Genomic DNA, 22,856 nt, shown 5'->3' on the forward strand with positions numbered 1-22,856 from the left:
AGTTTCATCGATGTCCGATGCTATGCAGGAATCCGTTCAAATTATTTAGCAGTCTATTCACTTCGACCTGCTTGTTCATAAGTACTTCGAGGCCGCGCTCGGTAAGTGATTCCGGAAGTTGCTTTAGTTCTAGCTCGATCACTTTCCGTACCTTGTCGAGACCATTCCTGGCCTGCTTCAGGTCGGCGATGTGATCGAAGGGCGTTCCGTCGGGCTTTCTGGCCACAACTTCGCCGTTGGCTTCTCTTCGTGCTGCGTCGTAGTGGTTGTGGTTGGGCTGCGAGTTTATCTCTCCCAGGGGGTCTCGTTTGATGTTTTCAAGTTTCTCTAGTGCTCTTTGTGCGCCGGTACTCAGTCCCAATTCGCGACACGGGCCGAGCCCCAGTGGATCGACCCAGTTATTAGGGTTATTTACGTATGTGTTGGGATTTGGCGCCGGGGTGAGACCCAGTGGGTCAGGTGTCAGATAGCGGGCGGTTTCTGGCTCGTAGTATCGGAAAAAGTTGTAGTGAAGCCCCGTCTCCGGGTCGTAATACTGACCGGGGAAGCGAAGTGGTGTGTAGGCTCCGCTCTTCACAGCCCAAGTTGTCGCACCCCACAGTGTGCTGCGCGTGTACCAGGCGAGCTCGCCTGACTCGTCGATGAGCTCCTTCGGCGCGCCGCTCAAGTCCGTGGCGATAGAGAAGAAACGCTCGGCGATCTTCTCTCGTGGCGTGTTCGCTGCGAAGACGCGTTCTGTCTGGGCGAGTGGACACAAACCGTCATGATCCCAGGTGAGTGCGACGGAACGCGAGGAGCCGCAGTCGTCGTGTATCTGCTCGCAGAGAATGGCGCCGTCCCAGGTGAAGGTGACTTGCTCCGCCACGGTAAGGCCGTCGTCGGCCAAGCGCTTCTTTGCGATACGACGGCCGAGCGGGTCGTAGGCGTAGCTCCACGTTTCGCCGTCCGGTGTAACTACCTTGGCCAGGCGGTCCTCGGCATCCCATTCGTACCGCCAAGTCTCTGGCTTTCGCGAAAGACGAATCTTCTGCCGCAGTGTGATTCGGCCGAGCGCGTCGTGTTCGTAGCGCACCGTTCCGGCTCGGGTGATAGCGGTCCCGTTGTAGGAGCGAGTGCCCCTCGCTTCCTGGCCAGGATGGGAACTGGGCCACGAGGCTTCGGTCTGGTTACCCGTTTCATCGTAGCTGTAGTGCTCTGTCCAGTCTGCGGCGTGGACGCCGGTGACCCGGCCGGCCATGTCGAGGTCGAATGATTTAGAGCCGGAGAGCAGGTCGTGGATACAGGTCAGGATGCCGTCGGCGCGGTAGGCATATTGGCGTCGCTGGATGCTGCGGTCTGTGCCGGTGACGTGTTGGCTGGTGAGACGGCCTAGAGCGTCGAAGCCTGATGCGAAGGTGACGGCATCGCCCATGTGGCAGGCGATCTCCCGGCCTGCTGCGTCGTGTTCGAAGGTCAGTACTCGACCGGAGGAGGTGAGCGAGCTGCGGCGGCCTGCCAGGTCGTAGGTCCATTTGCTGATCGCGCCGCTCGGTGTCGTTCGGCCTGTTCGGCGCCCGAGCCTGTCGTACTGAAACGTCATGGTCTGGCCGTTGACGGTTTCGGATTTGAGTAGGCCGTAGCGGTCTCGGAGGAAGGTGACCCTTGCCTCCGGGCCGACAGCTTGTCCGAGCTGGTCGGAGAGGTCGTACTCGAACGTGGTGACCGATCCGTTGACATCCTTGGCGACGATCCGGTCCAGGGCATCGCGTTCGAAGCGGATTATTCGTCCGAGAGCATCAGTTCGTGACGTGAGCCGCCCTGCTGTGTCGCGGGCGTAGGAGAGGGTGCGACCGTCGAAGTCGGTCTCAGCTACGAGACGGCCAGCTTCGTCGTATTCGTAGTCCCAGGTCAGTCCTTGTGGGTTCAGTACCCGCCGCAGGCGTAGCTCGTGGTCGTGCTGGAATTCGTAGCGCACCCCGTCGGGACCGGTCCGGGCTGTCATGAGGTCGAAGTGCGTGTACTCGAACTGGGTCAGTGCGCCCATGGCGTCGGTGTGGGTGAGGCAGTTACCCTCCCCGTCGTACGTCCACGACTGGCGGGTGCCATCGGCCTCGATACGGCAGGCGGGTTTGCCCTCCGCGGTCCATTCGTGGCATGTGGTGCTGCCCAAGGGGTCGGTGATGGTCACCGGTCGGCCGAACGCATCACGCTCTATGTGAGTAATTGCTCCCAAGGGGTCGGTGACCTCGACAGGCAGTCCCGCCTTGTTGCTTCGGATACGGGTTGTACTGCCAAGCGCATCCGTGACAGTGGTGAGGTGGCCCGCTTCGTCGTAGATATAGCGAGTGGTGGCGCCGGAGGGGTCGGTCCTGGTTACGCAGTTGCCGTGTGCGTCATATTCCTGGCCTATTGATGTCCGGTCTGGGGTGGTCATCCGTACGGGCAGGCCGAGGCCGTTGTACTCCGCGGTGGTCTCGCGCCCGTCGGGGCGGACCACCGACGTCAGGTTGCCCGCGTCGTTGTAGCGCAGCAAGAGTGTGCGGCCGAGCGGGTCGGTGCGGGACAGCAGGCGGTTGTGGCGGTCGTACTCGCTGCGAGTGACGGCTCCCAGCGGGTCGATCTCGGCGACGACTTGGGCCCGTTCGTTGATCAGGTAGCGGGTGGTGTGGCCGAGCGAGTCGGTCACAGCAGTGACGCGCAGACCGCTGTCAGGGTCGGTGTCGTCGTAGGCAAGGGTCGCACTCAGGTGCCCGCTGGCCCCGGACTGGCTGGTACAGCGGCCGTGCTCGTCGTAGACGTAGTCGAAGCGACTGCCATTGGTGTCGGTCCAGGAGTCGATCCGGCCGTGGACATCGTGACCGAAGCTCAGCGGGCGCCCCGAGGAGTTGGTGACCTCGGTGAGATGGCCGCCGGTGTAGCCGTAGCGGCGGATCTGCTGGTCCGTGCCGTCCGCTGCTGCTCCGGCCAGGTACAGGGCGGTAATCCGGCCTTCGTGGGTGGTCAGCTTCAGGTGGTAGCCGCCGCTGTGGACAATGTCGGACGGGGCGCCGGTGGCGTCGTACTCGAAGGTGATCCAGTTGCCGTTTCGGTCGTCCAGTTGGGTGAGCAGCGCCAGATTGCCGATGTGGGGGGCGAAGTGCCAGACCCGCCCGCTGGCCGGGTCGGTGACCGCGTAGTTCCCATCGGGGTCACGGTCCAGCGGCCAGCGGCGGCCGTGGGTGGGCATCACCGGGACGCCCGGGGCAGGGTGCGGATAGGCGAGCAGACTCCCGTCGTCGCCGACGAAGATCACGCCCTGGGAATCGATCTCCAGGCGCTGATCGACCGTGCTCGCCCAGGCCGGGCCGAACCAGCGGCCCCCGCGGTAGGACGACTCGAAGGACCGGTGGAAGATCAGGGGCAGAGAACCGGGCAGTGAGATGTCAGTCTGGGGCAGCACCATGTGGCCGGTGGCGACATCGATCGGGTCCTTCACGCACTTCTTGTCCTCGGGACCTCTTGATACTTCGTCCGGCTTCTCTTCGACACCGTGCCGTGCTGCCCCAGGACCGTCCGCCCTCGCGGGGGAGTGGTGTTTCACCCCACGCCCTGCTGCGGCTTCTGCACCGTCCTTCACCCCGGCCCGTAGCAGGGACTTGCCTCCGCCGGCTCCCTTCGTGCCGATGAGTTCCGGCACCAGTCGGCCGATGAACTCGCTGGGGTCCGCCTTCACCGACTCCCACGCGCCCTTCAGCGCCCTGTCCGGGTGGGCTGCGGTGGAAGCCAGCCCGGCCAGGGTCATGTTGACGCTCTTGTAGTACTCGGCCGGGTGCGTGAGGTTGTACGGGTCGCGCGGGTCGATCGAGCGGACGAAGTTCGTGATGCCGACGGCGCCCTTCACGACGCCGCCGGTGAAGTGCGTCGACTCCACACCTTGCCCGACCGCGAAATCCGCAAGGTTGAACGTCGCCCGCTCGGTCGCGGACGGCAGCGGCGGCGCATGCTCCAGCGCCGCCGCGACCAGCCTCTGCGCCGTGCCGGCCGCCTCGTCGCGCTGACCGCGGGCATCGGCCAGGATCTCCTGCGCACGGTCCCGCTGGGCCGTGCCCGGGTCCACGAATGCACCCGGCCGGGGCAGCGGGTCCTTGCTGCCGTACGCCTCCTTGTAGGCGTCGACCTTCTTGTTGTACGCGGTGACCGCCGACCGGGAGGCCTGCTCGCCCGACCGGTAGACCTCGATCGCCTCCTGCGCCTTGCCCTGCGCCCACGTCACGGTCGTGGCATACGTCTCCAGAGCCCTGGCCGCCTCGTCGAAGGCGTCCGAGGCCCGCATCCAGTTGGTGGGGACGGTCGTGAACTTCTCCCGGAACGTGTCCGCCGCCACGCCTTTCCACCGGCTGGAGTCCAGGGCCTTCATGCCCCGGCCGACCAGGTCGAACGCGCCCTTGAAGTCCCGGAGGTTCTGCACGCTCGCGCTGATCCTCGCCACGTTGCCGTGAACCAGCTCGTTCGCCTGCTCGCTCTGTCCGAGCTGCTGCTCACCGACCTTCGCGCCGAGAGAGGAAGCCGCACGGTCGCCCCAGTCCTCGACGATGTCAGCCATCGCGTCCTGGTTGATGTGCTCAAGCCCGTCGCCGACCTTGTCCGTCGCCCAGTCGACCCCCTCGCCGACCTTCCTCTTCCCCTCCTCCCAGCCGTCCTCCAGCTTCCCGAGGCCCTTCTCTGCCCACGCCCCCCAGTCCGGCATCAGCGATCCCCCCAATTCGGCTGCTGTGCCTGCCTGATCGCCTCGTCCGACGGATCGAACGTCCTGCGGGCCTGCTCGTCGGCCGCCTCACGCACCTCGGGCGAGATCACCCCCGAATTACGCATCGAGTCGAGCATCCCGTCCTGCACGTCGTACCCCGTGTCCCGCCAGGTCCGCCCCACCTCCTCCTGCGCCCGGTCGAACGACTCCTGACTCCCGTCGGCACCGTCGTACGGCGACTGGGACCTGATCTCGTCCCAGCTCTTCTCCTTGACCTCGTCCTCGCTCAGATGCGGATTGCCGTTCACGGCGTTCATCGCGATCTTGAACGTGTCCTTGACGTACTGCTCCTGCTCATGAAACGCCCCCACCGACAACCCCACCCCGGCCGCGAAACTGTTACCCCACGCCATCAGCCCCCGCACGCCCCACTCCCACCGCTCGCAGAACGCCTCGAACCCCGCAGCAAGACCCTCATGCCCCAACTCCAGTCCCGACAGCGCCAGATCCGAGAAACCACGCCCCGTCGTCGCCTCGCCGATCATCCCGAGGTCCTTCAACTCGCCGTGCGCCTTGTCGATCCCCTGCGCGATCAACGCCAGCGCGTCCGGCGGAACCTCCAGATCCGGCTGCTGCCCCTCGCTCACGCCGACTCCCCGAGATCCATCGCGACCGCCTCCGGCACGACCCCCGCCACCGGCGGGAACAGCACCCCGTCCTCGCTGCCCGCATCCAGCGCAACCCCCGCCGGACCCGGCAACAGCGGAACCATCACATCCAGCAACCGCGCACCGAGAATCGCCCGGTACGTCCACTCCCTGCCGGCATCACCCTGTGCGTAGGCAAACCGGGCCAGTGCCCCCTCGTCCGAGAACGCGCAGATCCAACGCACACCGTTCCGTTCGGCCGACCACAGACTTCCCGACGCGTCGAACGGGACCAGCACCGCCGTACGACGGAACTCGCCCAGCAGCACCGCGAACTCCCGGCGTGCAGCAACCAGCGGATCGTCCGCGATGCCGGGCCACGACGTGGAAACCTCTGGCGCTTCCGGTACAGGTGGTGTCACCGGCCCGGCCAAGTCGGCCAGCCGTAGCGGCCGCTGTTTCGATGCCGTGTCCCCACCCGTGGTCATGGGTGAGATCATCACATGCTCAAATTTTCGACTGCAATGTGATGCTGCCTACTGACCGAAAAGCGACGCATGCGGTCGAGCAACGGGCGCGGGCGCCTCTCGTTCAGCCGAGGCCAGGACCGCTGGCCTTCACTGCCAGCACAAGCGCACGGAGTGCGGCTCGGTTCGTTGTGACGACGTGCTCCGGGCTTTCGCTCTCGCGCATCGCGATGCCCATGCCCTCTGCTGGGGCAACCTCGACGCAGTTGTTGCCGCCGCCTGCGCAGAACGAAGAGCGCTGCCAGTAACGTTCGGGCATGTCGTGACCTCTCACAGCTCGCGGGCGATCGACCGGATGAGCCTTCGCGACTCTCCGGGAGGGAGTGCGGAGCCTTCCATCAGGTCCAAAAGGGAACGATAGTTCCCCAGCGGTGTCGGGGCATCAACGAATTGGCCGCCGAACGAGGTGTCGAGTTGGACCGTGTCGAGTTGTGGGACGAGACCCTCGGCGTAGAGGACTGACTGTCCGGCGCCGTGAAAGGGGCCCGCGCTGAACGGGATGACCAGCAGAGTCACGTGATCCAGCTCGGACGCGTCCGCCAGATGGTCGAGCTGTCGGCGGGACACGTCCCGGCCGCCGAACTCCAGCCGCAGCGCGGCCTCGTGGATGATGCCGAGGTAGGGAGTCGGGTTTTCTCCGGTGACGACGGCCTGGCGCCCCATGCGGTGGGCCACCCGGAGTTCCACTTCCAGTCGGGGCAATCTGGGCACCGCGAAGTCGAAAATTGCCCGCGCGTGCTCCTCGATCTGGAAGAGGCCTGGCAAGTGGACCGTCTGAGCCGTCCGGATGCGTGTGGCGAAGTGCTCGATCTCGGAGACATCGAGGTGACCATCGGGGAGCTTGCCCCGGTACTCGTCCCACCAGTGTCGCGTCCGACGGCCCCCTGCCATCGAGGCGAGTGCGTCGACCAACGCCGAGTCCGGACACCTGTAGTGACAGGCGATCTGGCGAACGCGTTCCTCGCTGAGTCCGGTGCGCGCCGCCTCGATGTTGGAGATCATCGAGCGATCTGCGCCGAGCATCGAGGCCGCCTCCAGGATTGAGATGCCAGCCTGCTCGCGCATGCGTCGGACCTCAACGGCCAGGCGGCGTTGGCGGCCTGTGGGTGCAATTCGTGGAGCCATGGGTCCTCTCTCTTGCACGCACAGTCTTGCAGGGGGGCGTGGAACGGTCCAGCGAGCCGAAGGTGGACTCACTCATTCGTGGAAAAGTGCTCACATGTGAGTCGAGGTGTCTTAGTTTATGACCTGCGCCGTCGATGTGTGGCCGGAGGTTACGGAAGCGCACCGATCCACCCCGCCCACCCGGGAAGGCGGGGTCCCGGACCGGCATTGCCACCGCCACCCGGACCGCAACCACCCGTGGCGCACGTCCACTTGAGACCACTCGCACGCACCCCAGGAGGTGCCCGTGAGGACCGAAAACACTCCCTACATCCCGTACGCCCACCAACACCCCGCCCCCATTCCCTTCGCCGAACCCTGGCAGTACGAACTCGCCTTCCCCTGCGACCCGCGCAGCCCCCGGATCGCCCGTACCACCCTGCGCGCCATCCTCGGCGCCCACGAACTGGCCGAACTCAGCTACCGGGCCGAGCTGTTGACGTCCGAGCTGACCACCAACTCCGTACGGCACACCAAAGGGCCGGCCGCTGTGCGGCTCCAGTGGCGGCACCCGGTGCTCCGGATCAGCGTCTGGGACATGAGCCCGGACCTGCCCAAGCCGTACGCGCCGCCTATCGCCCCCCACGCCGAAGCCGGGCGGGGCATGGCCATCCTCGAACTCGTCGCGGACCGATGGGGCGGGTGCGCCATAGGGGAAGGGGCGCTCGGGCCGGGCGGCAAGACCGTCTGGTTCGAGTTCGCGCTCGGTGCCTGAGCCGCGGATACGGCGACGCCCCGCGCGGCCACGTCCGACCCCTGTACGGGCGTGGTCGCGCGGGGCGGGCCGTGGACTCAGGAAGCCTGACGCAGGGGTGCGGACCTGGTGAAGAACTCCGTGAGGACCGGGGCCACCGCCTGCGGGGCCAGGTCGCGGGTCTGGCCGGTCAGGGTGCGGTGGCGGGCGCAGGGGAGGGCTTCCGCGAGGGCGCGGGTGGACTGGCGGGCGGGGGCGGGGCTGGAGCCGCCGCAGATCACCAGGGTGCGGGCTGTGACGGAGGCGAACCGGGCGGCCGGGATCGCGCCGTTGCCGAGCAGCGCGTCGTCGTACGCGAGGGTGTGGGCCATTGCCACCAGGCCGCTCCACAGCGGAGCGCGGCGCATCCGGGCGATCATGTCGGCCGGCAGGCCCGTCACGGAGAGGAACAGCTCGACGGCTCCCGCGCGGTCCCCGGTGGACAGCAGCCGGTGCAGGCGGGAGGTGCAGCAGGCCTTGTACTGCAGGCCCGAGGCGCTCGGCGTGTAGGGCGGTTCGTACACCGCCAGCAGGTCCACGGGGAGGCCGGCGGCCTGCGCCTCCAGGGCCAGCGCGCCGCCCGCTCCCGTGCCGAACACCGAGGCCCGGCCGCCCACCGCGGTGACGAGCGTGGCCAGGTCATCGATCTCGCGCTCCACCGCGTACGGGCCGCTGTCGCCGCTGGAGCCGCGTCCGCGCCTGTCGTACGTGACGACGTGGAAGTGCGGCGCGAGCAGGCGCGCCAGCGGCGCCTCGGTCGCCGCCGTGCCCAGCGAGCCGCCCACCAGGATCACCGGCGGCCCTTCACCCCGGTGCCGGTACGCGATCATGGTGCCGTCGCGGGAGAGAATCTTGTCCATGCGAGGGTGGACCGCCGGGCCCGGCAAAACTCATCGCTCCGGCCGAAGTTTTTTGAAGTTCTTCGAACTCCCAGGTCAGGGGTGTTCTTGGCGATCAGTCGGTGACTGTCGCAGTGACTTTTTCGGTGTCGTAGAAGCAGAAGTGGTCCTTGATCGCGGCCACTTCGGGCTTCGGGTCCGGGTAGGCCCAGACGAGGTCAGGGGCGTCCGGCAGCGACCAGTAGGAGGCATCTCCCTTGAAGGGGCAGTGGGTTCGGGTGTCCGAGGCTGTCAGGAGGTCCGTACGGACGTCCTCGGGCGGCAGGTAGTAGCGGACCGGACAGCCCGTCTCGCGCAGGACGAGCGGGCGCCGACTCTCGGCGAGCACCTGCCCGTCGCGGACCACCCGTACATGCTCGGTGTCGGGCTCGACCGTGATGCGGTGTCCTGGTGACGTAGTCATACAAGGGTCAGCCGTTTCGCGGACCGGTTTCTTCCCCGGTCCCGGTCCTTCCTGGTAGCCGGGTGCCGGGGTGTGTCGGTGGCGGCCTTTACGGTTGCTGCATGAAGATCTGCGTATTCCTCTCCGCCGCCGACCTCGACGAGCGCTACACCCGGCCCGCCCGCGAATTCGCCGAGCTGCTCGGCAAGGGCGGCCACACCCTGGTCTGGGGAGGCTCGGAGAGCGGGCTGATGAAGGTCGTCGCCGACGGGGTCCAGGAGTCGGGCGGGCGGCTGGTGGGGGTGTCGGTCGACTTCCTGGCCGCGAAGGCGCGTACCCACGCGGACGAGATGGTGATCGCGCGCGATCTCGCCGAGCGCAAGGCGCTGCTCCTGGAGAAGGCCGACGCGGTCGTGATCATGGTGGGCGGGACCGGGACGCTCGACGAGGCGACCGAGATCCTGGAGCTGAAGAAGCACGGCAAGCACGACAAGCCGGTGGTCCTGCTCAACACGGCGGGCTTCTACGACGGGCTGCGCCAGCAGTTCCAGCGCATGGAGGACGAGGGCTTCCTGCCCGTCCCGCTGGCCGACCTGGTGTTCTTCGCCAAGGACGGCGTGGGCGCGCTGGCCTACCTTGAGGAGTGGTCCGGCCTGCGGTGACGGGGCGGCGGGGTGCGATCATGGGGCGCATGCCCACTCATGTCATCACCGGTGCCGGCTCCGGCATCGGAGCCGCTGTCACCCGCCGTCTGCTGGAGCGCGGTGACGAGACCGTGCTGTTCGCCCGCGACGCGGGCCGTGCCAAGGAGCTGGCCGAGCTCCACCCGGGCGCGCGCACGCTCGTCGGCGATCTCTCCAACCCGGACCGGCTGTCGTGGGCGCTCGCCCAGCAGGCGGTGCCGGAGCGGGTCGACTCGCTGCTGCACATCGCGGGCGTCGTCGAGCTCGGCAAGGTCGGTGACCTCACGCCCAAGGCCTGGCACTTCCAGCTCAACGCCAACCTGGTCGCGCCCGCCGAGCTGACCCGGCTCTTCCTGCCGCAGCTGCGCGTCGCCCAGGGCCATGTGCTCTTCGTGAACTCGGGCGCCGGCCTCGCGGCACACGCCGAGTGGGGCGCGTACGCCGCGAGCAAGCACGGCCTGAAGGCCCTCGCCGACTCGCTGCGTCACGAGGAGCACGCCAACGGCGTCCGGGTCACCTCCGTCTACCCGGGGCGCACCGCCAGCCCCATGCAGGCCAAGGTCCACCAGCAGGAGGGCAAGGAGTACGACCCCTCCCGCTGGATCGACCCGGAGTCGGTGGCCACCACGATCCTGATGGCCATCGACCTGCCGCGCGACGCCGAGGTCAACGACCTCACGGTGCGCCCCGGACGCTGACCCCCGCAGGCCGGGCGGCGCCGCTCCCGGAACGACGGCCTAGGCTTCCCGTGTGAGCGAGAAGAGCAAGTTCAGCGGTTGTCCGGCCACCGGAATCGGGTCCATGCCCGGGGGAGACGCACGGGAGGCGGCGAAGACCGTCACCGGTTCCTTCGCGGGCGGCGAGGGCCTGCCGTATCTGGCGGAACTGCCCGCCCGCGGGCCCGGTGCGGACATGATCGGGCGGACCATCGGGCTGCTCGTCGACCTGTACGGGCATGTCGAGCCCAGCGGCTGGCGGATCAGCGACCGGCCCGGACGCGACACCCGCCGGGCCAGGTCCTGGCTCGGCGAGGACCTCGACGCCCTGGAGGAGTTCACCCAGGGGTACGAGGGACCGCTCAAGGTCCAGGCCGTCGGGCCCTGGACGCTCGCCGCCGCGCTGGAACGCCGGGGCGGCGAGGCCGCGCTCGGCGACGCAGGGGCCTGCCGTGACCTGGCGGGCTCACTGGCGGAGGGGTTGCGCGCCCACCTCGCGGAGGTGCGCCGCAGGGTGCCCGGCGCCGACGTGATCCTCCAGCTCGACGAGCCGTCGCTGACCGGCGTACTGCGCGGGCGGATCAGGACGGCCAGCGGCTACCGCACCTACCGGGCCGTGGACCGCCAGGTCGTGGAGGGCACCCTGCGCGACGTCCTGGCGGCGGGCGGGGACGCGGCGACCGTCGTGCACACCTGCGCGCCCGAAGTGCCGTTCGCGCTGCTGCGCCGGGCCGGGGCCGGCGGTATCTCCTTCGACTTCTCGTTGCTCACCGAGCGTGAGGAGGACGCGATCGGGGAGGCCGTCGAGGGCGGCACCCAGCTCTTCCTCGGGGTGGTGCCGGGCACCGACCCGGCCTCGGGCGGATTGTCGGACCCGGGCGGTAGCGTCATGGGTGTCAGGACGCTGTGGCGCAGGCTGGGGCTGAATCCGGGGACTCTCACGGAGTCCGTGGTGATCACCCCGTCGTGCGGGCTCGCGGGTGCCTCGCCCGCGTACGCGCGCGCTGCGCTCGCCCACTGCGCTCGGGCCGCGAGATCGCTCGCAGACAACCCTGAGTAACGGGGCAACGGGTAACGGGAGGACGAGACGATGGCCGGCGAACAGCAGACGGGCGTGCCCGCACAGGTCCAGGAGCAGCACGCGCTCCTGGCCGAGCAGGTCGAGGAGCACCGCTTCCGGTACTACGTGAACGACCAGCCGGTCGTCAGCGACGCCGAGTTCGACCGGCTGATGCGCGAGCTGGAGGCGCTGGAGGAGACGTACCCGCAGCTGCGTACGCCGGATTCGCCGACGCAGAAGGTCGCGGGCCCGTACCGGACGGAATTCACCTCCGTCGAGCACCGCGAGCGGATGCTCTCGCTGGACAACGCCTTCGACGACCTGGAGCTGGCCGCCTGGGGCGAGCGGATCGCCAAGGAGGTCGGCACCACCGACTACCACTTCCTGTGCGAGCCGAAGGTCGACGGTCTGGCGGTCAACCTCACCTATGAGCACGGGCGGCTGACCCGGGCCGCCACCCGCGGCGACGGCCGCACCGGCGAGGACATCACCCCCAATGTCCGTACGATCGCCGAGATCCCGCACCGGCTGAAGGGCGACCGGATCCCGGCGCTGGTCGAGATCCGCGGCGAGGTGTTCTTCCCGATGGAGGCCTTCGAGGAGCTCAACGCCCGGCTCGTCGAGGCCGACGACAAGCCGTTCGCCAATCCGCGCAACGCGGCGGCGGGTTCACTGCGCCAGAAGGACCCGAAGGTCACCCGTACCCGCCCGCTGCACATGGTGGTGCACGGCATCGGCGCCCGCGAGGGCTTCGACATCGACTGCCTCTCGCACGCCTACGAGCTGCTGCGCGAATGGGGTCTGCCCACCGCCAAGTACAACAAGGTGGTGGATTCCCTCGACGGGGTACGGGAGTTCATCAGGTACTTCGGCGAGAACCGGCACTCCGTGGAGCACGAGATCGACGGCGTGGTCGTCAAGCTCGACGAGATCCCGCTCCAGGGCCGGCTCGGCTCCACCTCGCGCGCGCCGCGCTGGGCCATCGCCTGGAAGTACGCCCCGGAGGAGGTCAACACCAAGCTGGTCAACATCCGGGTCGGTGTCGGCCGGACCGGCCGGGTCACGCCGTACGCCCAGGTCGAGCCGGTCAAAGTGGCGGGCTCCGAGGTGGAGTTCGCCACCCTGCACAACCAGAACGTGGTGAAGGCGAAGGGCGTCCTCATCGGGGACACGGTGGTGCTCCGCAAGGCGGGCGACGTGATCCCGGAGATCCTCGGCCCGGTCGTCGACCTCCGCGACGGCACCGAGCGGGCGTTCGTGATGCCGACGCACTGCCCGGAGTGCGGCACGGAGCTGAAGCCCATGAAGGAGGCGGACATCGATGTCCGCTGCCCCAACGCGCGGTCCTGCACCGGCCAGTTGCGGGAGCGCATCGCCTATCTCGCGGGCCGCAAGTGCCTGGACATCGACCACTTCGGCTATGTCGCGGCCGCGGCCCTGACCGAGCCGCTGGAGCCCGCCGAGCCGCCGCTGCACGACGAGGGCGATCTGTTCGGGCTGACCGTCGAGGAGCTGCTGCCGATCCGGGCCTATGTCCGGGACCAGGACAGCGGGCTGCCCAAGCGCGATCCGAAGACCGGCGAGGAGAAGACCGCCTGGGTCTTCGCCAACCAGCAGGGCGAGCCGAAGAAGAACGCCCTCGCGATGCTCGACGCCATCGCCGCGGCCAAGGAGGCACCGCTCGCCCGGATCCTCACCGGGCTGTCCATCCGTCATGTGGGCCCGGTCGCCGCCGCCGAACTGGCCCGTCAGTTCCGCTCCATGGACCGGATCGACGAGGCGACCGAACAGGAGCTGGTCGAGGCCGACGGGGTCGGGGAGATCATCGCCGCGTCGGTGAAGCAGTGGCTCGCCGAGGACTGGCACCGGGAGATCCTGCGCAAGTGGCGCGAGGCCGGGGTCCGGATGGAGGACGTGGGCACGGGCGAGGACGAGGGGCCGCGCCCGCTCGAAGGGCTGACCGTCGTCGTCACCGGCACGCTGGCCGGCCACACCAGGGATGGCGCGAAAGAGGCGCTCCAGAGCCGCGGAGCGAAGGTGACAGGTTCCGTTTCGAAGAAGACCTCCTTCGTGGTCGTCGGTGACAACCCCGGTTCGAAGTACGAAAAGGCCATGCAGCTGAAGGTGCCGGTGCTGGACGAGGACGGCTTCGCCGTACTGCTCGATCAGGGTCCGGATGTGGCGCGTGAGGCGGCTGTGCCGATCGAAGAACCGACGGAATAGGACAGATCCCTGTCACGGACCGATGGATCGGGGCGGGGCGTCGACCGGGACAGGCCGGTGGGCGAGCGGCGAACAAGGAGGCGGACAGAGGGCGTAAGGGGACAGACGGGGGCAAGGTTTTCGCCCTGCGGCCGGTTCACCCGATCGGCGCATAGCAGATGGTGACGGATGGTCGGTCCGCATTCGGGCAAGAGCGTCAGAGCGCTGCCCGTAGAAGCCTTCCGCGGCCTACTGTTGAGACGTGCACCTGCCGTGCCCGGCCGCGGGGTGGGAAACCGGGTCGTGGCGGCATGGAACGGAACCATCAGGTGACATCGGCACCGCCGGCTGTGAGAGGGACGGAATGAAACCGACCGAGAGCGCCGCACCGGTGTCGCGGCTGCAAGGTTTCGTCGGCCTCACGCCAAAAGTGGGTGCCGTTTTCATCGCGATCGCCGTTGTTCAGATCGCGACCGGTTTCTACCGGACCGTGAGCGAAGGACACGCGCTCTTCCCCGACGGCAGAGCCGGCTGGTCCCTCGCCGTCCTGACCGGGATCATCGTCGGTCATCTCGTCGCGCTCGGACGCGACCGCTGGTGGGGAGGGACCGGTTCCGGGGCCTCCCTCACCCTGGCCGTGCTGATGCTCTACGGCTGGGTGCCCGCCGGACTGGTCAGTCTGGTCGTCGTGGTCCTCGTCGGCGTCGCCCGCAGACACCGCTGGTGGCAGGGGCTCCTGCACGGCGCGGTGGACATCCTGGGGATAGGCGCGGCGGCCCTGGTGCTCGCCGCGTTCGGCGAGGTGCAGACCGTCGAATCACCCTGGCAGCCACTCGACTGGGGCATCGCCGCCGTCCCGGAGGTCCTCCTGGCCGCCTCCACCTACCTCCTGGTCACCCGGGTCCTGCTGTGGTACGCACGGGCACCCCAGGGCGGCGGGCTGCCGACCATCGCCCGCACCGCCCTGCTGCGCCAGGGCCTCGTCGCGGTCGCCCTGCTCGCCATCGCACCGCTGATCTGCGTCGTCGCGATGGCCACCCCCCTGCTCCTGCCGCTCTTCGCGGTCCCGCTGATCGCCCTGGACTCCGCCCTCTGGATCGCACGGGCGCGGGCCGAGGAGCAGCTGCGCGACCCGCTGACCGGACTGCCCAACCGGCAGTGGCTGCTGGAGCGCACCTGGACGGCTCTGGAGGACGCCGAATCCGTCGGTGCGAGATCCGCTCTGGTCCTGATCGACCTCGACCGGTTCCGCGCGGTCAACGACACCCTCGGCCATCTGGCGGGGGACCGGCTGCTGTTGCAGATAGCGGAACGTCTCAGACTCGCACTGCCCCGCGGGGCGGAGGCCGCGCGGCTCGGCGGCGACGAGTTCGCGGTGCTCCTGCCGACCGCCGACTCCACCACCAGCGCCCAGCGGGTCGCCCGCCACCTCGTCGCCGACCTGTCCTCCCCGCTGGACCTCGACGGTCTGACCCTGGTGTTGGAGGCCAGCGCCGGAGTCGCCGTCTACCCCGACCACGCGCTGGACGCCGAAGGGCTGCTCAGGCGCGCGGACGTGGCGATGTACCAGGCCAAGCGCGACCGTACGGGCGTCGAGGTCTACGAGTCGAAGCGGGACAGCAACACTCCGGACCGGCTCGGGCTCCTGGGCGATCTGCGCCGCGCGCTGGACGCCGGCGAGGTCGAGCTCCACTACCAGCCGAAGGTCCGCTTCGACGGCCAGGTGGCCGGCCTCGAAGCCCTGGTGCGCTGGGTGCATCCGGAACGCGGCAGGGTCCCCCCGGACGAGTTCATCGCCATCGCCGAGTCGTCCGGCCTCATGCCGCACCTCACGGAGTACGTCCTGGAGACGGCGCTGGCCCAGGTCGCCCGGTGGCGGGCACAGGGCCTGTTCGTCCCGGTCGCGGTCAACGTCTCCCCGCGCGACGTCCACACTCCCGGGTTCGCGGGCGGTGTCGCGGCCCGCCTCGCCCGGCACGGCGTCCCGGCCGGGGCACTGCAGCTGGAAATAACGGAACACGTGCTGCTGGAGGACCCGCAGCGCGCCGCCGACACGCTCGCCGGACTGACCGGGCACGGCGTGAAGATGTCCCTCGACGACTTCGGTACGGGGTACTCCTCGCTCGTCCATCTGCGACGGCTGCCGGTCAGCGAGCTGAAGATCGACCGCTCGTTCGTGGCCCGGCTGGCCGTGGACAACGAGGACGCGGAGATCGTCCGCTGCACGATCGACCTGGCCCACTCGCTCGGCCTGCTGGTCGTCGCGGAAGGGGTCGAGGACGACGAGACCTGGGAGCGGCTGCGGGATCTGCGCTGCGACGCGGTGCAGGGGTGGCTGGTCGCCGCCGCGATGCCGCCGCAGGAGACCACGGCCTGGCTCCGGGCGCGGGGCGAGCACGGCTGGCGGCGGCCGGCCGAGCTGGCGGCCGCGGCAGCCGCCGCCGCGGCAGCGGCCCGTACGTCACCGGAGCTGGAGCAGCGGCCGCCCGGCCGGGCGGCCAATTCGCGGCCCGCGACGACTTGAGCCAAAGAGGCCACCGGCCCCGCGCCCGGTGGCCTCTCCGTCCTCGGACGCGAGGGACGACCCAGGGGCGGGGCCGGGAACGGCCCGAGCAGCCGGAAATCCTCGTCCGACCAGGGCGTTCGCCCGGGTGGCGGGAGCGGTGGCGGGCGACACCATAGGATTGGGCCAAAACCACACACCAACCCCTGAGGATCGCTGCATGCCTGGCATCACGCGCGAGGAGGTCGCCCACCTCGCCCGGCTGGCGCGTCTGGAGCTGAAGGGCGAAGAGCTCGATCACTTCGCCGGTCAGCTCGACGACATCATCGGCGCGGTCGCCCGCGTCTCCGAGGTCGCCGACCAAGACGTACCGCCGACCTCCCACCCGCTGCCGCTGACCAACGTCATGCGCGCGGACGAGGTCCGTCCGTCGCTCACCCCCGAGCAGGCGCTCTCCGGCGCCCCGGCCCAGGAGCAGCAGCGTTTCAAGGTGCCGCAGATCCTGGGGGAGGACTAACAGCCATGACGGACAACAGCACCATCATCAAGCTCACCGCCGCCGAGATCGCCGCGAAGATCGCCTCCGGCGAACTCACGGCGGTCCAGGTCACCGAGGCCCACCTGGCCAGGATCGACGCGGTCGACGAGAAGGTCCACGCCTTCCTGCACGTCGACCGCGAGGGCGCGCTCGCGCAGGCCCGCGCCGTCGACGCCAAGAAGGCGGCCGGCGAGAAGCTCGGCCCGCTGGCCGGCGTCCCGCTCGCACTCAAGGACATCTTCACCACCGAGGACATGCCGACCACCGTCGGTTCCAAGATCCTCGAAGGCTGGATCCCGCCGTACGACGCGACCCTCACCAAGCGGCTGAAGGCCGCCGACGTCGTCATCCTCGGCAAGACCAACATGGACGAGTTCGCCATGGGGTCCTCCACCGAGAACAGCGCCTACGGCCCGACCGGCAACCCGTGGGACCTCACCCGCATCCCGGGCGGCTCCGGCGGCGGCTCGTCCGCCGCGCTCGCGTCGTACGAGGCCCCGCTCGCCATCGGCACGGACACCGGCGGCTCCATCCGCCAGCCCGCCGCCGTCACCGGCACCGTCGGCGTCAAGCCCACCTACGGCGGCGTCTCCCGCTACGGCATGGTGGCCTTCTCCAGCTCCCTGGACCAGGGCGGGCCCTGCGCCCGTACCGTCCTGGACGCGGCCCTGCTGCACGAGGCGATCGCCGGGCACGACCCGATGGACTCGACGTCCATCGACGCCCCGGTCCCGCCGGTCGTCGAGGCCGCGCGCAACGGCAGCGTCGAGGGCATGCGCGTCGGTGTCGTCAAGCAGTTCTCCGGTGAGGGCTACCAGGCCGGAGTCGTCCAGCGCTTCAACGAGTCGGTCGAGCTGCTGAAGTCGCTCGGCGCCACGATCGTCGAGCTGGACTGCCCGTCCTTCGACCTGGCCCTGTCGGCGTACTACCTGATCGCGCCGTCCGAGTGCTCCTCCAACCTGGCCCGCTTCGACGCCATGCGTTACGGGCTGCGCGTCGGCGACGACGGCACGAGGTCCGCCGAGGACGTCACCGCGCTCACCCGCGAGGCCGGCTTCGGCGACGAGGTCAAGCGCCGCGTCATCCTCGGTACGTACGCACTCAGCTCCGGCTACTACGACGCGTACTACGGCTCGGCGCAGAAGGTCCGCACCCTGATCACGCAGGACTTCGAGAAGGCCTTCGAGCAGGTGGACGTCATCGTCTCCCCGACGACGCCCACCACCGCCTTCCCGATCGGCGAGCGCGCCGACGACCCGATGGCGATGTACCTCGCGGACCTGTGCACCATCCCGACCAACCTCGCGGGCAACTCCGCCATGTCGCTGCCCTGCGGCCTGGCACCCGAGGACGGCCTGCCGGTCGGGCTGCAGATCATCGCCCCCGCCATGAAGGACGACCGTCTCTACAAGGTCGGAGCCGCCGTCGAGGCCGCCTTCGTGGAAAAGTGGGGTCACCCGCTGCTGGAGGAGGCTCCGTCGTTGTGAGCGCACTGACCAAGGCCAAGGGCTTCAAGAAGTCCAAGACCGGTACGTACCTGTCCATCGGCACCACCGCCTTCGGGGCGGTCGGCGTGCTCAAGCAGGCCAAGAAGGCACGCCATGAGCACGACACGCTCCGACTGATCGACGCCGTTGTCTCCGCCGCCGCCATCGCCACCGGTGTCGCCCTGCTGCTGCGCGAGCTCAAGCGCCTCGGCGATGACGACGTACTGCTGGGCTGAGAGGGAAGTTTCACCGTGACTGTCATCGACCTGGTGTCGTACGAGGACGCGCTCGCGTCCTACGACCCCGTCATGGGCCTGGAGGTCCATGTCGAGCTCGGCACCAAGACCAAGATGTTCTGCGGCTGCTCCACCGAGCTCAAGCAGGACGCCAACTCCCAGACCTGCCCGGTCTGTCTCGGCCTGCCCGGCGCCCTGCCGGTCGTCAACGAGATCGGCGTCGAGTCCGCCATCAAGATCGGTCTCGCGCTGAACTGCGAGATCGCCGAGTGGTGCCGCTTCGCCCGGAAGAACTACTTCTATCCGGACATGCCGAAGAACTTCCAGACCTCCCAGTACGACGAGCCGATCGCCTACAACGGCTATCTGGACGTCCAGCTGGAGGACGGGGAGATCTTCCGGGTGCAGATCGAGCGTGCCCACATGGAGGAGGACACCGGCAAGTCGACCCACGTCGGCGGCGCCACCGGCCGTATCCACGGCGCGTCCCACTCCCTGCTCGACTACAACCGCGCGGGCATCCCGCTCATCGAGATCGTCACCAAGCCGATCGAGGGCGCGGGCGCACGCGCCCCCGAGGTGGCCAAGGCGTACGTCGCCGAGCTCCGCGAGCTCATCAAGGCGCTCGGCGTCTCCGAGGCCCGCATGGAGATGGGCCAGATGCGCTGCGACGTCAACCTGTCGCTGCGCCCCAACGGCACCGAGACGTTCGGTACGCGCTCCGAGACGAAGAACGTGAACTCGCTGCGTTCCGTCGAGCGTGCCGCCCGCTTCGAGATCCAGCGGCACGCGGCCGTGCTGTCCTCCGGCGGCACGATCGTGCAGGAGACCCGGCACTTCCACGAGGAGGACGGCTCGACCACGGCCGGCCGCATCAAGGACAACGCCGAGGACTACCGCTACTTCCCCGAGCCCGACCTGGTACCGGTCGCCCCGGCCCGCGAGTGGGTCGAGGAACTGCGCAAGGGCCTCCCCGAGCTGCCGCGGCTGCGCCGGGCGCGGCTCAAGGAGGAGTGGGGTGTCTCCGAGCACGACATGCAGTCCATCCTCAACGCCGGCGCGGTCGACCTGATCGTCGCCACGACCGACGCGGGGGCCCCTTCGGACCAGGCCCGCAAGTGGTGGATGGGCGAGCTGGCCCGCAACGCCAACGAGACCGGCCGCGGCCTCGACGAGCTGCCGATCACCCCGGTGCAGGTCGCCAGGGTGGCCGAGCTCGTCACCTCGGGCGACCTCAACGACAAGCTGGCCCGCCAGGTCATCGAGGGCGTCCTCGCGGGCGAGGGCGACCCGGACACCGTCGTCGAGAAGCGCGGCCTGAAGGTCGTCTCCGACGAGGGCGCGCTGTCCACGGCCGTCGACGAGGCCATCGCGGCCAACGCGGCCATCGCGGACAAGATCCGTGGCGGCAAGGTCGCGGCGGCGGGCGCGCTCGTCGGCGCGGTCATGAAGGCCACCCGGGGCCAGGCGGACGCCGCCCGGGTGCGTGAGCTGATCCTGGAGAAGCTCGGCGTCGAGGGCTGATCCCGCAGGGCCCGTCCGTACGCGGGCGGCCGAGGCAGGTCCCTGAAGGGGCGGTGCACCCACGATCGTGGGTGCACCGCCCCTTCAGTCATCCGGAGAGTCCGCGGAACACGGTCACCGCCGGGACCGTCTCCGCGACGACCGCCTACGACTTCTTGAGCGTGGGCGACCCCAGGACCAGGTAGCCCATGTCGCAGCCGTCCTCGACGGTGTCGGAGTAGGAGATGCGCAGTCGCAGACCGTTCTTGACATCCAGGTTCAGGGTGCGCGGCTCTCCGAGCAGCACCTGCCCGCTGTAGAGCGACTTGCCGTCCACCTCGATGTCGACCCTGGCCGTCTTGCTCTCCGAGCCCGACGTGGTGCGACGCACTGTTCAACTGTTCCACCATTAAAGGTAATTGACGGTGCCTAAGATTGCCGCGCCGGTGGTTGCGTGGTCAATGTCGGCCGGGCCCCCTCCCGCCCCTCGCCGCCGCTGCCGAATTCCGCTGCCGGAATCGGGGCCGGGTACACGGTTGGACTTTCCCGTACGACCTGTTGGACGTTCACCGCGAAGCCGTACGAAATCCTTCCCCGCGCCACCCGGCTTCATTAGCTTCCCGGCTGTACGACAGGACTCGGGAGGCTCAACTTGACCACGGACATTTCACGGCGACGGCTCTTCGCGCTCGGCGGCGGTGCGCTCGGCGCCGCGGCGGCGGGGTCGCTGCTGCCGCCTTCGCTGCAGGCCGCGATAGCCGCGCAGCCGGCACACCCGGCGGGGTCCGGAGGCCGTGACGGGCTCGGAGCCATCAAGCACGTGGTGATCCTGATGCAGGAGAACCGTTCCTTCGACCACTACTTCGGGACGCTCCGGGGCGTACGCGGCTTCGGTGACCGCAACGCCGTCGAGCTGCCCTCGGGCAAGCCGGTCTTCGAGCAGCCCGCACCCTTGGGCACCTCCGTGCTGCCGTTCCCGGTGCGCGGCGCCGCCGAGACGCAGAAGAAGGACCTCCAGTACATCGGTGCGCTCGACCACTCCTGGAGCGGCGGCGGCAAGGCGTGGGCCGGCGGGTGGATGAACGGCTGGGTGACCGCGAAGACGGCCGCCACCATGGCGTACTACGACCGCCGCGACATCCCGCTGCACTACGAACTGGCCGACACCTTCACGGTCTGCGACGCCTACCACTCCTCCATCCACTCCTCGACCAGCCCCAACCGCAACCACCTGTGGAGCGGGAAGACGGGCAACGAGCCGAACGGCAAGCGGGCCGTCGGCAACGACGCGTACGACGAGGGCACCCACCCCGGCTACGACTGGGGCACCTACGCGGAGCGGCTGGAGAAGGCCGGACGCAGCTGGCGCACGTACACCGAGTGGGAGAACTTCACCGACAACCAGATCGAGTTCTTCGCCACCTTCAAGGCCGTCGCCCGCAAGGCGCTGGCGAAGACCGGCGGGCACACGTACATGGAGTCGTTCTACTCCGCCGTGCGGGACGCGGACGCAGCCGAGCGGGAGCGGCTGTTCGGCCTGCTGGAGGAGGGCGTCGCCACTCTGAGCAAGGCCGAACGCAGCCTCTTCGAGCGGGCGTTGCGCCGGGTGGAGACCGGAACGCTGGCCGACGAGTTCGCCAAGGACGTGGCGGCGGGCACGCTGCCGGAGGTCTCCTACCTGGTGCCCTCCGCCGTCGACTCGGAGCACCCGAGCGTCTCCTCGCCGATCCACAGCGCGACGATCGTCTACAAGGTCCTGGACGCGCTGGGCAAGCACCCCGACGTGTGGCGGCACACCGCCGTCATCATCAACTACGACGAGAACGACGGCTTCTTCGACCACGTGCCGCCGCCGGTCGCGCCGCCCGAGGTGACCGAGGAGCAGTGGGAGGGCAAGCCCACCGGTCTCGGCATGCGGGTGCCGATGCTCGTCGTGTCGCCGTGGACCATCGGCGGCTACGTCTGCTCCGAGGTCTTCGACCACACCTCCGTGATCCGCTTCCTGGAGCGCTGGACCGGGGTGAAGGAACCGAACATCGGCGACTGGCGGCGCACCGTCACCGGCGACCTGACCTCCGCCTTCGACTTCTCGCGCGGGCGTCGCCGGCCCGAGGTGGAGCAGCCGGGCGCCATTCCGCCGTTCAGCGGCCGCTGGTCGCCGAAGCCGCCGCTCGTCCAGCACATGCCCGTGCAGGAGCCGGGCGCGCGCCCGGCCCGCGCGCTGCCGTACCAGCCGGACGCGCAGGCGAAGCTGGTGGACGGCGCGGTGCGGGTGGCCCTCAGCAACACCGGGCGCTCGTCGGCGCACTTCGCGCTGTATCCGTACGCGGGCGAGTTCCCCGCACCGCAGCACCGGGACGTGAAGGGCACGGCGCAGTGGACGGTGCCGGTCACCGGGGCGGCGTACCGGTTCACGGTGACGGGGCCGAACGGCTTCCGCCGCGAGTTCGCCGGGTCCGCGAAGGACGGTGCCCCGGCCGAGGTCGCGTCGCGGGTCGACGCCCATGAGCGCGATCTCCACCTCACGCTGCGCAACACGGGGCGGACGACGCTCACCTTCACCGTGCGGCCGCTGGGATATGTCGACGAGGCGGACCTGCGGGACTGGACCAGGACCGTCAAGGTCAAGCCGGGGCGCAGCCGCACCGTGGTGCACTCGGCGGCCGACGCGCACGGCTGGTACGACCTGGACGTCACCGTCGACGGGGACGCCGCCTTCCGGCGCCGGCTGATGGGGCACATCGAGAACGGCCGGGCGAGCGTCTCGGGCTGACCCGGGTCCGGGCGGTGGGGCGCCGTGGACCGTCGTACGGCGCGGCGCCCCGCCGCAAGCCGCATTCCGGAGGCCACACTCCGGAGGCCGCTGTGAGT

At 69.1% G+C, this 22,856-nt stretch carries 19 protein-coding genes; 11 read left to right on the forward strand and 8 right to left on the reverse strand.

Annotated elements, in window-relative coordinates; all coding sequences use genetic code 11:
• Positions 1-4: 4 nt before the first annotated feature.
• From OG611_RS29085 to OG611_RS29105, 5 genes are all read right to left on the reverse strand, one after another.
• Complete coding sequence (locus OG611_RS29085; protein WP_266426840.1) at positions 5-4,705, reverse strand: putative T7SS-secreted protein; 4,701 nt, start codon at positions 4,703-4,705, stop codon at positions 5-7.
• Positions 4,705-5,352, reverse strand: a complete 648-nt coding sequence (locus OG611_RS29090) for a hypothetical protein (RefSeq protein WP_266426841.1) — start codon at positions 5,350-5,352, stop codon at positions 4,705-4,707. The genes OG611_RS29085 and OG611_RS29090 overlap by 1 nt, the downstream gene beginning before the upstream one ends.
• The gene (locus OG611_RS29095) at positions 5,349-5,840 is read right to left on the reverse strand and encodes an SseB family protein (protein ID WP_266426843.1); all 492 of its coding nucleotides are present in this window, start codon (positions 5,838-5,840) and stop codon (positions 5,349-5,351) included. Before OG611_RS29095 ends, OG611_RS29090 begins: the two co-directional genes overlap by 4 nt.
• Before the next feature lie 103 nt (positions 5,841-5,943).
• On the reverse strand, positions 5,944-6,138 hold the full coding sequence (locus OG611_RS29100; protein WP_266426845.1) for a DUF397 domain-containing protein: 195 nt from the start codon (positions 6,136-6,138) through the stop codon (positions 5,944-5,946).
• Positions 6,139-6,149: 11 nt separating this feature from the next.
• Positions 6,150-6,944, reverse strand: a complete 795-nt coding sequence (locus tag OG611_RS29105) for a Scr1 family TA system antitoxin-like transcriptional regulator (RefSeq protein ID WP_266426848.1) — start codon at positions 6,942-6,944, stop codon at positions 6,150-6,152.
• Positions 6,945-7,290: 346 nt separating this feature from the next.
• Here OG611_RS29105 and OG611_RS29110 point away from each other — a divergent pair, with 346 nt between their 5' ends.
• Complete coding sequence (locus OG611_RS29110; protein ID WP_266426851.1) at positions 7,291-7,758, forward strand: ATP-binding protein; 468 nt, start codon at positions 7,291-7,293, stop codon at positions 7,756-7,758.
• A 77-nt stretch (positions 7,759-7,835) separates the two neighbouring features.
• On the opposite strand, the gene OG611_RS29115 is transcribed toward OG611_RS29110, so the two are convergent.
• A complete protein-coding gene (locus OG611_RS29115; RefSeq protein ID WP_266426853.1) occupies positions 7,836-8,636 on the reverse strand; it encodes an alpha/beta fold hydrolase in 801 nt (266 codons plus the stop codon).
• Between the two features lie 94 nt (positions 8,637-8,730).
• Positions 8,731-9,078: a DUF427 domain-containing protein gene (locus OG611_RS29120; RefSeq protein WP_266426856.1), complete on the reverse strand. Its 348-nt coding sequence runs from the start codon at positions 9,076-9,078 to the stop codon at positions 8,731-8,733.
• 101 nt (positions 9,079-9,179) lie between these two features.
• On the opposite strand from OG611_RS29120, the gene OG611_RS29125 reads away from it, so the two are divergent.
• The 9 genes from OG611_RS29125 to gatB all read left to right on the forward strand — a co-directional run bounded on the left by OG611_RS29125 (position 9,180) and on the right by gatB (position 20,006).
• Entirely contained in the window at positions 9,180-9,719 is a 540-nt protein-coding gene (locus tag OG611_RS29125) for a TIGR00730 family Rossman fold protein (RefSeq protein ID WP_266426858.1), read from the forward strand.
• Between the two features lie 29 nt (positions 9,720-9,748).
• Complete coding sequence (locus tag OG611_RS29130) at positions 9,749-10,438, forward strand: SDR family oxidoreductase (RefSeq protein WP_266426860.1); 690 nt, start codon at positions 9,749-9,751, stop codon at positions 10,436-10,438.
• A 52-nt stretch (positions 10,439-10,490) separates the two neighbouring features.
• The gene (locus tag OG611_RS29135) at positions 10,491-11,516 is read left to right on the forward strand and encodes a methionine synthase (protein WP_266426863.1); all 1,026 of its coding nucleotides are present in this window, start codon (positions 10,491-10,493) and stop codon (positions 11,514-11,516) included.
• A 30-nt stretch (positions 11,517-11,546) separates the two neighbouring features.
• Positions 11,547-13,739, forward strand: a complete 2,193-nt coding sequence (ligA, locus tag OG611_RS29140) for an NAD-dependent DNA ligase LigA (RefSeq protein ID WP_266426865.1) — start codon at positions 11,547-11,549, stop codon at positions 13,737-13,739.
• 343 nt (positions 13,740-14,082) lie between these two features.
• Entirely contained in the window at positions 14,083-16,242 is a 2,160-nt protein-coding gene (locus tag OG611_RS29145) for a bifunctional diguanylate cyclase/phosphodiesterase (RefSeq protein WP_266426868.1), read from the forward strand.
• 199 nt (positions 16,243-16,441) lie between these two features.
• Positions 16,442-16,738: an Asp-tRNA(Asn)/Glu-tRNA(Gln) amidotransferase subunit GatC gene (gene gatC, locus OG611_RS29150; protein ID WP_015036350.1), complete on the forward strand. Its 297-nt coding sequence runs from the start codon at positions 16,442-16,444 to the stop codon at positions 16,736-16,738.
• Positions 16,739-16,743: 5 nt separating this feature from the next.
• On the forward strand, positions 16,744-18,246 hold the full coding sequence (gatA, locus tag OG611_RS29155) for an Asp-tRNA(Asn)/Glu-tRNA(Gln) amidotransferase subunit GatA (protein ID WP_266426870.1): 1,503 nt from the start codon (positions 16,744-16,746) through the stop codon (positions 18,244-18,246).
• Positions 18,243-18,482, forward strand: coding sequence for a hypothetical protein (locus OG611_RS29160; RefSeq protein ID WP_072486848.1), 240 nt, complete (start codon positions 18,243-18,245; stop codon positions 18,480-18,482). The genes gatA and OG611_RS29160 overlap by 4 nt, the downstream gene beginning before the upstream one ends.
• A 15-nt stretch (positions 18,483-18,497) precedes the next feature.
• Positions 18,498-20,006, forward strand: a complete 1,509-nt coding sequence (gene gatB / locus OG611_RS29165; RefSeq protein WP_266426874.1) for an Asp-tRNA(Asn)/Glu-tRNA(Gln) amidotransferase subunit GatB — start codon at positions 18,498-18,500, stop codon at positions 20,004-20,006.
• 145 nt (positions 20,007-20,151) lie between these two features.
• Here gatB and OG611_RS29170 read toward each other — a convergent pair whose 3' ends face one another.
• Positions 20,152-20,376 carry a hypothetical protein gene (locus OG611_RS29170; protein WP_266426877.1) on the reverse strand — a complete coding sequence of 75 codons (225 nt, stop codon included), beginning with the start codon at positions 20,374-20,376 and terminating at the stop codon, positions 20,152-20,154.
• Positions 20,377-20,637: 261 nt separating this feature from the next.
• Here OG611_RS29170 and OG611_RS29175 point away from each other — a divergent pair, with 261 nt between their 5' ends.
• Positions 20,638-22,758, forward strand: a complete 2,121-nt coding sequence (locus OG611_RS29175; RefSeq protein ID WP_266426879.1) for a phosphocholine-specific phospholipase C — start codon at positions 20,638-20,640, stop codon at positions 22,756-22,758.
• The last annotated feature ends 98 nt before the right edge of the window (positions 22,759-22,856 follow it).

Origin of the sequence: Streptomyces sp. NBC_01363, assembly GCF_026340595.1 — a bacterium.
Classification (GTDB): Bacteria; Actinomycetota; Actinomycetes; order Streptomycetales; family Streptomycetaceae; genus Streptomyces.

Bases quoted from the DNA above. Each gene is read 5' to 3' on its own strand.
- OG611_RS29100 (WP_266426845.1), bottom strand. From the start codon at position 6,138: ATGCCCGAACGTTACTGGCAGCGCTCTTCGTTCTGCGCAGGCGGCGGC.
- OG611_RS29120 (WP_266426856.1), bottom strand. From the start codon at position 9,078: ATGACTACGTCACCAGGACACCGCATCACGGTCGAGCCCGACACCGAG.
- OG611_RS29130 (WP_266426860.1), top strand. From the start codon at position 9,749: ATGCCCACTCATGTCATCACCGGTGCCGGCTCCGGCATCGGAGCCGCT.
- gatA (WP_266426870.1), top strand. From the start codon at position 16,744: ATGACGGACAACAGCACCATCATCAAGCTCACCGCCGCCGAGATCGCC.
- OG611_RS29145 (WP_266426868.1), top strand. From the start codon at position 14,083: ATGAAACCGACCGAGAGCGCCGCACCGGTGTCGCGGCTGCAAGGTTTC.
- OG611_RS29095 (WP_266426843.1), bottom strand. From the start codon at position 5,840: ATGACCACGGGTGGGGACACGGCATCGAAACAGCGGCCGCTACGGCTG.
- OG611_RS29115 (WP_266426853.1), bottom strand. From the start codon at position 8,636: ATGGACAAGATTCTCTCCCGCGACGGCACCATGATCGCGTACCGGCAC.
- OG611_RS29105 (WP_266426848.1), bottom strand. From the start codon at position 6,944: ATGCGCGAGCAGGCTGGCATCTCAATCCTGGAGGCGGCCTCGATGCTC.
- gatC (WP_015036350.1), top strand. From the start codon at position 16,442: ATGCCTGGCATCACGCGCGAGGAGGTCGCCCACCTCGCCCGGCTGGCG.
- ligA (WP_266426865.1), top strand. From the start codon at position 11,547: ATGGCCGGCGAACAGCAGACGGGCGTGCCCGCACAGGTCCAGGAGCAG.
- OG611_RS29125 (WP_266426858.1), top strand. From the start codon at position 9,180: ATGAAGATCTGCGTATTCCTCTCCGCCGCCGACCTCGACGAGCGCTAC.
- OG611_RS29085 (WP_266426840.1), bottom strand. From the start codon at position 4,705: ATGCCGGACTGGGGGGCGTGGGCAGAGAAGGGCCTCGGGAAGCTGGAG.